An 11,911-nucleotide genomic window follows, 5' to 3' on the forward strand; every position below is an offset into this window, starting at 1 on the left:
TCCGATCTATGATGTGCAAGGCCCAGATGTGTTCACCGTGTCCGTTATCGGATCGAATGGATGTATCGGACTGGATGAGGTCGAGATGACCATCAATCCCAATCTGGAGGTATTCTCTGGATTCACACCGGATAACGGAGATGGGGTCAACGATGAATGGCTTATCGGAAATAGGGAATTATTCCCTGCCATGGTGGTATCCGTGTATAATAGATGGGGGGATCAGTTATTCATCTCAGAAGAAGGTTATCCCACACCTTGGAATGGTACCTACGAGAATAAGCCGCTCCCTGTGGGGACATACTATTACATCATAGAACTGAACGACCCCAAATTTCCGGACCCTATCACAGGGCCCCTAACCATTTTCAGATGATGAGTAGACTATTGACCATATCGTTCCTGTTGATGCTACTCGGTGCAGAAGCACAACAGATCCAGCAGTATTCTCAATTCTTCATGAATGACTATGCGCTCAATCCGGGTATAGCTGGACTTCGTGAGAATATCGAAGTACGGTCCAATAACCGCTACCAATGGGAGGGGATTACCGATGCACCGCGTACCTACACGTTGAGTATAAACGTACCGGTAGCCGATGAAGGACTGGGATTCGGGGCCTATTTATTCACTGACATAGTAGGACCTACCCGTAGGATCGGGTTCCAAGCCGGGGGTTCTTACCACCTGCCACTCAATGACAAGATGAAACTGGGTATCGGATTCTCTGTAGGGGTCTTGGAATATTCGGTTGATGGTGAGAAGATCGAGTTGGCCGATAATGGCGATGGAGCCTTGATGAACCTCCTTGGGACCACACGGGTGGTCGATGCAAAAGCCGGAGTGATATTGAATGCCGAGGATTTCTATGTGGGATTCAGTGTTCCGCAGATAGCACAGAACAATCTGGATATCTATGCCAGCAGCGTGGCGGGCAGCAGCACACTGGTCACCCATTACTTCTTGATGGGAGGGTATCGCTATGAGATCAATGAGGACTATACCATAGAGCCCAATGTCCTTGCTAAATATGTGAGCCCAGCTCCAATCAAATTGGACATCTCCCTGCGGGGAATCTGGAAGGATAAGGTCTGGTTAGGAGGCGGATACCGGAACGGAGATGCCTTTGTAGCCATGGTCGGAGTCAGACTCAATGACCAGATCCTGATCGGGTATTCACATGATTTCACTACATCCGATATTCAGAACTACTCTTCCGGCACCCACGAGATCATGCTCGGACTGGACATTCCCAAGCCTGAATAGACCAAAATTCCTCTGCGGATCGTTCTCAGTGCTAACAGTGCATTGGGGAATACTGGACCATAGTCGATGATTCGGCCTTGAGCCACAGGGTATATTCCTTGATTGATTCCATCACATTGAGGAGACTTAAACGTATAGTTGGTGTTTTGCTGCTGCTCTCGGTCATAATGTTCGGGGCGCTCATCGGACTATCTTATGTCTTTGAAGATGAGATCTCAGCGAAGCTTCGCAGCAGTATCAACTCTATGGTGGATACGGAGATCCAAGTACAGGATTTGGAACTTTCCCTGATAAGCGACTTTCCAAATGCTGCCGTGCGCTTCACCGAGGTGGTCATCATGGACCCCATACGCCCGGATACACATCTCTTGAAAGCAGAGACTATATCTCTTCAATTCGACCTATGGGAACTGGCCACCGGATCTTACAGTATAGATGCGATCGGGGTGGAGAATGGAGAACTCCACATGTTCACTACAGAGACGGGTGAGGTCAATTACATCTTCTGGACCGCTTCGGAGTCAGAGGACGAAGTGCAATTCCAGATCGAGAACATCGACTTGAAGGACTTGAAGTACTCCTTCATCGATCGGCAATCCGAGCTGTCGATCACAAGTGATATCGAGGATGCTGCCTTGAGTCTCCATACAGGATCAGAGAGCTATTCCATATCGGGAGAGATCGATGGCCGTCACACTTCCCTTTTGATTCAAGAGTCATCCTATCTGGCTTCCAACGATATCCGATTAGAGGCCGATTTGACCGTGTCATCCGATGGTTCTCAGATTCACTTCGAATCCAGTTCGATCGGACTTGGTGAGAATGAGGTAGAGTTGCATGGTCAAATGCATCGTGAAGAGCAATGGCATCTGGACCTGAGGTCACAGTCTAGGGTGCAGGTAGAAGACCTTCTGTCACAACTTCCCGAAGACATTACTGGCTCCTTGAAAGGCTATGAACCTCATGGACCATTGGACTATGATCTGGTCATCACAGGTTCGAGTGACGGCCGTTGGACTCCTGCTTTGCAGATGGAATTCGAATGGACCGGGACAGCGCGCCTGGCAGAATTGGGCAAGCCCTTGGAAAATATTCGATCCAAAGGCATCTTCCTTCAGGATAGCGCACAGTTCCAATCCATCACCTTCAAAGAGATGTATGCTGAGCTGGAGACAGGCACACTCTCATACACAGGCAGGCTAAGCAACATCAAACGCCCGAGGATCAAAGGGGAGTTGGTTGGAGAGGCCGCACTGAGCGATATACTGGCACATACCGGGCAGCAATTGATCGATGGAGTGAGCGGAGTCGTAGGACTGCAATTGGACTTGGACGGCTATCTCCCTATGCAAGGACTCACCGTAGAAGGAATCCAGGCCTTGGACATCTTCGGAAAAGCTGATTTGACCAATGTAGGTTTCGACCTGGTGGCCAATGGCTATGAATGCAGAGGCATCACCAGTTCAGTCATTCTGCAGAATGACGCGGTCATGCTCGATGAGACCGCCTTGATGGTCAACGGGGACGAGCTGCTTGCCAATGCCAAGGTCGAGGGATTGTGGGAATACCTCTTCAGACCGGAAGGCAAGCTGCGGATCTCAGCAGATGTAAGCGCTGAGACAGTGGACTGGAATCAATGGGCCAAGGCCGCAGCACCCCATCAAGGAGGAGGGACCTCACTTCCAGAGCATATTCAACTCACATTGGATGCTCAGGTGCAGCAATTCGCCTTTCAGAGCTTCCATGCAGAAGGGATCACCGGCAGGGTCAGCATGAAGGACCGCAAAGTGCTGATCGATCCGATATCCTTCCGGTCCTGTGGTGGGGATGTAGTCACGGATGTACATCTTCAGCAATCGGATGACCTTACATGGAAAGTGGATTCGGAATGCTCCCTCAGAGGAGTGGATGTGCCGGAGCTCTTCCGTCAATTCGGTCAATTCGGGCAGGAATTCCTCACAGATGATCAACTGAATGGGACAGGAGATGCCATCATCTCTTTCTCAGCTCGTCTGGACTCTCAGATGACCGTTTTGACCCCGAGTATAGCCAGTCGCATGGATATTACCATCACAAATGGGGAGTTGATCCAGCACCCTTCCATGATGGACATAGTCACCCAACTGCGCGAGCGGAATCTCCTCAAACCATTCGTAAGGGCCGATGAATTGGAGAACGAGCTCAAGCATCTGCGATTCGAGCGCCTGCATAATGTCGTTCACATCCAGGATCAACAGATCCTGATCCCTCACATGACCATCGCTAACAATGCCATGGATGTAGAGGTAAGTGGAAGTCACGGATTTGATAATCGCATCGATTACTCGGTGGGTTTCACTTTGCGGGACATTCTGGTCAATAAGCGGAACCCCGAATTCATCGTACAAGATGATGGGCTGGGACATCGTATACACCTGAGTATGACCGGCACCACCACTGATCCGGACATAGCCTTGGACAAGGACAAGGTCAAGGCCAATAGGAAAGAAGCCATTGCCAGCGCGAAATCAGATATCAAGGAGTTCTTGAGCAACCCCTTCAAGCGGGACAAGGAGCCTGAAAGGGATGAGCGAGAAGGCGTGACCGTTCAGATCGAAGAGACACCTAAGACCGAAGAGGCTTCTGCCCCAAAGGAAAAGAAGAAGAAATGGTGGCAGATCACCGAACCCGAAGAGACAGAGGCGCCCCCTGTTGAGATCGAGGAAGACGATTTCTGAAACAGGCACCTCCTTCACAGATTATCTTCGTGGCGTTCTAGGCCTTCACGATAGCCCCCATGAGCTTATACTCCCGTAAACAGAAGTGGAAGATTTTCCTGATGATCCTGGCCTTGGTCATCATAGGCCTGTCTTTGTGGTACTCCAACTTCATCGTGGATCGGGTACGTGATGAGGAACGCCAGAAGGTGGAACTATGGTCTCAGGCCATCGAAAAGCGAGCCACACTGGTGGCCTATACCAAGAAGCTCTTTGCAGAACTGGCCGATAACGAGCAGAAAAAGGTCTCCCTATGGTCAGAGGCCATGCGGGTGATCACCAATGAGGAATTGGACGACTACACCTTTATCACTCGAGTCATTCAGGACAATACGACCATCCCGATGATCGTGGTCGATGAGCAGGAGAATATCATCTTCAAACGGAATATCGAAGGGAATGACTCCGATCAGCGGCTCTTGCGCCAAGAGCTCGAAGCCATGAAGTCATCCTATCCTCCTCTGGAAGTGAACATTGTGGAAGGAGAGGTGCAGTATCTCTACTACAAGGACAGTCGTCTATTCTCAGAGCTTCGTACCGTACTCAATGACCTGATCACCTCATTCATCTCGGAAACGGTCATCAATAGTGCTAGTGTGCCGGTGCTCTTGACCAATGCCGAGCGGGATACCGTACTCCGGGCCGGGAATGTCGATAGCGCTAGGATCAGCACCACAGAAGGCCTTGAAAGGGTCATTCAGGAGATGTCTGCCGTCAATGACCCCTTGCGGATAGAGTTGGGAGAAGGTGAAGTCAACTACATCTTCTACGAAGACTCCGTCATACTCAAGCAGTTGCGCTATTTCCCATTTGTCCAATTCTTGGTCATCGGGTTGTTCTTGCTGATCGCCTATATCCTCTTCAGCACCTTCCGCAAGGCAGAACAGAATCAGGTGTGGGTAGGTATGGCCAAGGAGACTGCTCATCAGTTGGGTACCCCGCTCTCATCATTGATGGCATGGATGGATCTGTTGCGGGCCAAGGGAGTGGATGAGGAGACCATACATGAGATGAATAAGGATGTCTCCCGACTGGAGACCATCACCGACCGTTTCTCCAAGATCGGCTCCAGACCGGAATTGGATGAAATGGACCTCAATGAGGTATTGGACGATATGCTCGATTACCTGAGGCCGCGTTTCTCATCCAAGGTAGAGGTCATTCTTCAACCATCAGAAGACCAGGCGCTAGCTCACATAAACAGGCCATTGTTCGGTTGGGTCATAGAGAATCTGTGTAAGAATGCAGTAGACGCAATGGATGGTGAAGGGGAATTGATCCTGACGGTCACCACCGAGATGCAACATGTCTATGTGGATGTGACCGATACAGGCAAGGGGATTCCAGCCAAGTTCCATAAGACCATATTCCAACCAGGCTATACCACCAAGAAACGAGGCTGGGGTCTAGGGCTCTCCTTGACCAAAAGGATCATCGAGAACTACCACAGAGGTAAGGTCTTCGTAAAGCGTTCGGAAGTAGATCAAGGCACGACCTTCCGTATCGTTCTGGACCGCTGATTCAGAATTCGAAGCGCACCAATTCCTGGAATTCGGAGATGCGCTTATCGATCATCTCCTTGTCCAATTCCAACAGGCGTTGCACACCGAATTTCTCAACAGTGAAACTCGCCATGGCCGATCCTGCGATCACCGCCCTGCGCATGCTATCGAAGCCGATATCCCCTTGAGAGGCAAGATAACCGAGCATGCCACCGGCAAAGGTGTCTCCAGCACCTGTAGGGTCCACCACATCTTCCAAGGGGAGAGCAGGTGCAAAGAACATCTCATCACCACCGAAGAGCAGTGCACCATGCTCGCCTTTCTTGATGATCAGGTATTTCACTCCGAGATCCAGTATCTGTCTTGCAGCTTTGACTAAAGAATGCTCCTGCGTGAACTGCCGGGCTTCCTCATCGTTGATGCTGAGCACATCACATTTCTTGATGACCTCCTTCAACTCGTCCATCGCAATATCCATCCAGAAATTCATGGTATCGAGTACCACCAATCTTGGCCGATTGCTGAGTTGTTGGACGACACTCATCTGCACGGCTGGAGCTAGATTTCCGAGCATCAGATATTCACAATCCTGATAAGAAGCAGGTAACTCGGGCTCGAAGTGTTCTAGCACATTGAGCTCAGTGACCAACGTATCACGGGTATTTAGGTCATAGTGATAGCGGCCCGACCAGAAGAAGGATTTCTCCCCCTCTTTGATCTGCAGACCTTCGGTAGCAACACCTCTGCTTTCAAGCTTGGCGACCATGTCCATATCGAAATCGTCACCGATCACTGAGATCAGTTTCACGGGACTGTAGAAGTAGCTGGCCGCGAGGCTGATATAAGTCGATGCCCCACCGACTATCTTGTCGGTCTTTCCAAACGGTGTTTCAATGGCATCGAAGGCGACCGTACCTACATTGACTAAGCTCATAGGGAGAAAAATTTTCGGGCCGAAGGTATTGGATAATTCAGGATAATCCGATTACATTTGCAGCCCTTTTAAAGGAAATATTCCTCCTTAGCTCAGTTGGTTAGAGCATCTGACTGTTAATCAGAGGGTCCCTGGTTCGAGCCCAGGAGGAGGAGCCAAAGAAGAAACCATCAGTACCTAACTGGTGGTTTTTTACTTTATAAAGCCACTAATCCTGGGGCGAGAAGTCTATGCCGAGCGAAGTCGAGGTAAGCCCAGGAGGAGGAGCCAAAGAAGAAACCATCAGTATCTAACTGGTGGTTTTTTACTTTTCAAAGCCACTTATCCTCGGGCGAGAAGTCTATGCCGAGCGAAGTCGAAGTAAACCCAGTCGAAGCGAGGAGGAGCAGAATCGAAGGTCACAGGTACATCTTGTGACCTTTTTTCATTAGGAGCCTTTTAGTTCCCCGCCTTTGGCATCCTCAATTCCTCGCTGAGCACTCTTCAAAGCCCCCCATTTCATCCGCCTAGGTGAAACACTACACGCTTCCAATGCGTAAAAAAGGGGACCATTCACACGTAATGCACTTCAGGCTCACAATCTGCATAGTACTAGGGATCCTTTGCCTTAAAGGATTCGCACAAGAACCTTTGTCGTATAAGTTGTTCTGTCCGGATAATAATTTCCGCCCTTTTGCGGTGTATTCTGGAATAGGTGCCTCTTATACCATGGCCAAGACCGAACGGTCTTTCTTCAATACAGATGTAAGCTCGACCACCTCTTACAGTGTGGAATTGGATGCCTTGTCCAACACGAGCTTAGGAGCAGAAGTAGGTGGGATGTTCATCTTCAAAAGGAGTTTTGTCCGTTTCTTGGATTTCGGCTTCAACTATCGCCAAGTATCTGGAGGAGAGCAGGTCATGGCCACACGTACTTCTGGGGGAGATGTGTCCTATCCCGATCTGATCGAATCAGAAGGTCAATTCAAATACCATCGGGCTTCTGTCCGGATAAATATGCAGAGTGTACTTCAAATGGGAGAAGCTTCCTTCTTTCACTTGGGTCCTGGATTGACCATCACGGAGACCTTGGGCCAGAAGAGCGAGTATGAGATAGAACTGCTCGATCTCCAGACCGACTTTCCCAACAAGCCTTCATTCACCGATGTGAACATGATGGCCGGTATCGGATTCCGAGTAGGGCCCGGGCGATTCTTCAATATCTATGCGCACACTTCGGTGATGAGCCTGACCAAGGATGAGCCTTGGGCTACAAGTGAGACCATCTACAACTCCATGTACAAGAATTCCTACATAGGATTCCGCTTCATCTGGGTCAAAGGCACCCCGGACCGGGTCTGTCCTGCCATGAGTCCCAATAGAGGAGGCTCACGACTTGGTCGTAAGCGTCTTCAATCCGATTTCTATCCCTGGTGATCGGATTCAGCGGAGAAAAGGATTGCTCCGTTTCTCCACGCCTATGGTCGTTCGAGGTCCGTGACCGGGCCAGACCACATACTCATCATCCAGTGAGAAGAGTTCTTCTCTGATCTTGCGCAAGAGAAGCTCATGATCACCTCCAGGCAGATCGGTACGACCAATGCTGCTTTGGAAAAGGGTGTCTCCACCTATGACTTGTTTGCTAGGGTGATGAATGAAGACCACATGACCTGGTGCATGCCCGGGCACATATCTCCACTCCACCTCTTCACCATCCAGTTCCAAGGTTCCGGAATCAGCCAGGTAGTTTGTGGGCATAGGCCCTTCAGTGTATGGGATGGCATACATCTTTGCAATCTGCGGACAGGCTTCCAGCAGAGGTAGCCCTTCTGCATGACACTCCGGTTCTAGACCGTAGCGATCATATACAGCTTTGATTCCCAGCACATGGTCTATATGACAGTGGGTGAGAAGCAATCGGAGAGGTGTAGCTCCTTCGTTCTGAATAGTATGCTCAAGATGGTCCATTTCTTGTGCATCCATCATACCCGGGTCGATGATGATACAACTGCCCTTCTGCCCGACCATGAGTAGGGTATTCTCTGCAAAAGGGTTGAAGGTGAGGGATATGATCTTCATCTGGAATGGAATTACGATAAACGAATAGGTGACAAAACTATCCAACAGCCTTTCACGTTACTATCTTTACTCTTTAATGGCCTATTGTAGAGGAATACGCGCATTCAGGACAGCCCTCCTACTCTTGGGAGCACTCTTTGTGCTACCCACCCAGGGGCAATTCTACAATGGGAGTAATCAGGAATTCGGTAAGAACCGGATCCAGTATAGAGAATTCCTTTGGCAGTATTATCGATTCGATCGCTACGATACCTACTTCTATGAAGGTGGGGAAGACCTAGCTGCCTATATCTCAGAGATTGCTCCAACGCATATCCAGGATATCCAGAACAAATTGGATTTCGTGATAGATGACCGGATCGAGTTCATCGTTTACAATACTCAAAGCGACTTCCGCCAGTCCAATCTGGGCTTGGTCAAAGAGGAGGAAAGCGCACAGATAGGAGGGTCGGCACAGATTGTCGGCACCAAGGTATTCGTCTATTTCGAGGGTGACCACGAGCAACTGGAGCAGAATCTGAGAGAGGGCCTAGCCCGTATGATGATCCAGAATATGCTCTATGGAGGGGATTGGAAGGATGTGGTCAAGAACAGCGCCTTGCTGAATCTCCCCAATTGGTATACGGAGGGACTGGTATCCTATCTGGTAGATGATTGGACACCAGAGATCAGAGACCGCGTGGCAGACGGGGTGCGATATAATCGCTATTCCCATTTCAATCGCATCAGTGATCTGGAGGCTGTCTATGCGGGATTTTCCATATGGAGATACATCGCTGATGTCTATGGACCGAGCGTCATCCCCAATATCCTATACATGACACGACTCAGTCGGAATCTGGAGAGCGGATTCATCTTCGTCATCGGGGTACCCTTGGAGAGATTACTGGAAGAGCACCATATCTACTATTCGAATTACTTCAATCAGAAAGGACTCGGTAGAGATGACCCGCCTTTCGAGACCATTCGGGTCAAGACCAAGCCGCAGCGCATCTACAGCCAGTTCAAGATCAGTCCTACTGGAAGTCAGGCCGCTTATGTATCCAATGAGCTCGGGCAATATCGGATCCATTTATTGGATCTGGATGAATACAGAAAAGAAGAGGCCGAACGCAGGGAAGTATACGAGCGTAAGAAGAAGGAATTCGAGCAGAAAGAGATACAGAAGGCAAAACAGGACTCTGACTATATCGCTCGGTCGTATCCCGTGTATACACCGGCAAAGGTCAGAGGCAAGCGCATCTTCAAAGCCGAGCATAAGCTCGAACGGAAGATCGATGAATCCTACCCTATCCTCGAGTGGAACCCGCAAGGCACTGAATTGGCATTCATCACTGAAAAGAAAGGGAGACTCTGGTTGAATATCTACTCATTGGATAAGAAGAAGAACTACCCCCGTGAGCTCTTCGGTCTGGACAAGGTGATCTCATTCGACTATGCGAGTACGGGTACTCAAATGGTCTTCTCCGGAGTAAGAGAAGGTCAGACCGATATCTATCGATATTATCTAGTTGGCAATCGACAGGAGCAATTGACCAATGACCCCTATGACGATCTGGACCCTCGATTTGTCAGGGACGACTCCAAGGTCATTTTTGCTTCTACGCGTACCAATGATACGCTCGATGACTACTATATGGAGCAAGAGACCCAATTGCTCAAGGACATTTTCGTTCTTGACCTGAATGATAGGGACGTGTTGGAGCGGATAACCGATACACCCGAGCGGGATGAGCGCAGCCCCTTCGAGTATGATAGCATCCGCTATACATTCCTTGCTGAGAAGGACCTAATCTATGACAGGTATGTGGCGGAATATGACAGTGCCATCAGCCGCATCGATACAGTCATCCACTATCGCTATTTCACGCGTGTAGAACGCCTCACTCGCTTAGAGAACAATCCCATCGGATTTCATCTGAATGCCTCCGGAGAGAACTACTCATTCTTCAATTTCAGGGATGGTAGGTATCGTTTCTACATAGGTGATTCCAAGCAGGATGGGGCATTCGGAACGTTATCCGGCCCGGGCTCTTCTTCAGAGGACCTGGGAGTGATCTCGGATGAGGAAAGCACAGAATTACCGGGTCTGGAGGTATTGTTCGAAGAACCGTATCAGCATAGAGGAGTGGACATCTTTGATTATCAGTTCAGGGATGAATCGGCACAGACCGTGCCTGATGATGAAGAAGGCATACCGGATACCGGACCGGTGATCATAGATGATATCGATGAGATCATCGCCTTGCAGGCCTCACCGGAGGATACGACCATACTGGTCATCCCTAAAGCCAGGAATTACCGCCTAAATTTTGCTGTCGACCAGGCCGATCTCGATATCACGAATAGTTTCCAACTCGAGTTCTATCAGGATTACCGGACCAACGATCAGAATCTATCACCTGGCTTCACTCCGGCTCTCCAATGGGGACTAAGTGACCTTTTCGAGGATCGCAGATTGGTCGGTGCCATCGGATTCCTAGGAGGTATTTCCGACCTTTCTTATGGTGTCCAATACGACAATCTGACCAAACGATTGGACAAGTCGGTCATATTCCAACGACAGACCACAAGCTATACAGTCAGCACCGGAGCCCTGCCTCTTTTCGTCAAATCGCAATCCCACGTACTGCGTTATCAGATGTCCTATCCATTCAATGAGGTTTTCTCATTGCGGGGGGACCTCTTCGGCAGTTACAAGCGGGACATTGTGCGCGTGGTGGATGATGTGAGCTTACGTCTGCCCAATCAGCATAGATATCTCGGAGGAGGACGGGTGCAATTGGTATTCGACAATACGCTGAGCAAAGGGCTCAACCTGCTCAACGGCTCCAGGGCCAAGGTCTGGACAGAATATTATCGCAGACTCGATTTCGAGGGGAATGAATATCCCGACTTTGGAGTGATCGGGCTGGATCTCAGACATTATCAGAAGATACACCGCGACCTGATCGCGGCCTTCCGTATTGCAGGGAATACCTCATTCGGTCAGGAGCGCCTCATCTCGTTCTTGGGAGGGGTGGATAACTGGGTGATACCCAGCCCGCGTTACGACAATACAGTTTCGGTAGATGCCAGCCAGAACTATGCCTATCAGGCGCTCATCATGCCCATGCGCGGCTTCTACCGCAATGCACGTAATGGGACTAGTTCAGCAGTGGTCAATGCGGAGATCCGATTCCCCGTCTTCAAATACTTCTTCAATCGTCCCATCCAATCGGACTTTATTGAGAATTTCCAGATCGTGGGCTTCGGAGATGTAGGATCCGCATGGACCGGCTCTGGACCCTATGCTGAGAATAATACATTCAATACCGATCAGGTGGAGATATCGAATATCCCCTCGGTGACCTTTATCCTACAGAATCAAGAAGACCCCTTGCTCGCGGGATATG

Annotated in this window: 8 protein-coding genes and 1 tRNA gene; 7 read left to right on the plus strand and 2 right to left on the minus strand. The window is 49.7% G+C overall.

Translation table 11 applies throughout. The annotated features are described in order from the left end of the window. The 4 genes from HKN79_05890 to HKN79_05905 all read left to right on the plus strand — a co-directional run. On the plus strand, positions 1–376 hold a 376-nt coding region (locus tag HKN79_05890; GenBank protein ID NNC83089.1), incomplete at its 5' end, for a gliding motility-associated C-terminal domain-containing protein. Then, positions 373–1,266: a type IX secretion system membrane protein PorP/SprF gene (locus HKN79_05895; protein NNC83090.1), complete on the plus strand. Its 894-nt coding sequence runs from the start codon at positions 373–375 to the stop codon at positions 1,264–1,266. The genes HKN79_05890 and HKN79_05895, both read left to right, overlap by 4 nt. 116 nt (positions 1,267–1,382) lie before the next feature. Beyond that, a complete protein-coding gene (locus tag HKN79_05900) occupies positions 1,383–3,983 on the plus strand; it encodes a hypothetical protein (protein ID NNC83091.1) in 2,601 nt (866 codons plus the stop codon). 59 nt (positions 3,984–4,042) lie between these two features. Continuing rightward, a complete protein-coding gene (locus HKN79_05905) occupies positions 4,043–5,542 on the plus strand; it encodes a HAMP domain-containing histidine kinase (protein ID NNC83092.1) in 1,500 nt (499 codons plus the stop codon). A gap of 1 nt (position 5,543) precedes the next feature. Here HKN79_05905 and HKN79_05910 read toward each other — a convergent pair whose 3' ends face one another. Further along, a complete protein-coding gene (locus HKN79_05910; protein ID NNC83093.1) occupies positions 5,544–6,458 on the minus strand; it encodes a sugar kinase in 915 nt (304 codons plus the stop codon). Between the two features lie 81 nt (positions 6,459–6,539). Here HKN79_05910 and HKN79_05915 point away from each other — a divergent pair. Continuing rightward, positions 6,540–6,616 (plus strand) — tRNA-Asn (locus HKN79_05915). A gap of 472 nt (positions 6,617–7,088) precedes the next feature. Continuing rightward, the gene (locus HKN79_05920) at positions 7,089–7,874 is read left to right on the plus strand and encodes a hypothetical protein (protein ID NNC83094.1); all 786 of its coding nucleotides are present in this window, start codon (positions 7,089–7,091) and stop codon (positions 7,872–7,874) included. A gap of 6 nt (positions 7,875–7,880) precedes the next feature. Here the strand turns inward: HKN79_05920 and HKN79_05925 are convergent, their stop codons facing one another. Then, positions 7,881–8,516, minus strand: coding sequence for an MBL fold metallo-hydrolase (locus tag HKN79_05925; protein NNC83095.1), 636 nt, complete (start codon positions 8,514–8,516; stop codon positions 7,881–7,883). 76 nt (positions 8,517–8,592) lie between these two features. On the opposite strand from HKN79_05925, the gene HKN79_05930 reads away from it, so the two are divergent. Beyond that, the coding region (locus HKN79_05930) for a hypothetical protein (GenBank protein NNC83096.1) at positions 8,593–11,911 on the plus strand (3,319 nt) is incomplete at its 3' end.

The sequence above is a fragment of the Flavobacteriales bacterium genome, assembly GCA_013001705.1.
Taxonomy (GTDB): Bacteria; Bacteroidota; Bacteroidia; order Flavobacteriales_D; family JABDKJ01; genus JABDLZ01.

Bases quoted from the DNA above. Each gene is read 5' to 3' on its own strand.
- HKN79_05925 (NNC83095.1), bottom strand. From the start codon at position 8,516: ATGAAGATCATATCCCTCACCTTCAACCCTTTTGCAGAGAATACCCTA.
- HKN79_05910 (NNC83093.1), bottom strand. From the start codon at position 6,458: ATGAGCTTAGTCAATGTAGGTACGGTCGCCTTCGATGCCATTGAAACA.
- HKN79_05895 (NNC83090.1), top strand. From the start codon at position 373: ATGATGAGTAGACTATTGACCATATCGTTCCTGTTGATGCTACTCGGT.
- HKN79_05905 (NNC83092.1), top strand. From the start codon at position 4,043: ATGAGCTTATACTCCCGTAAACAGAAGTGGAAGATTTTCCTGATGATC.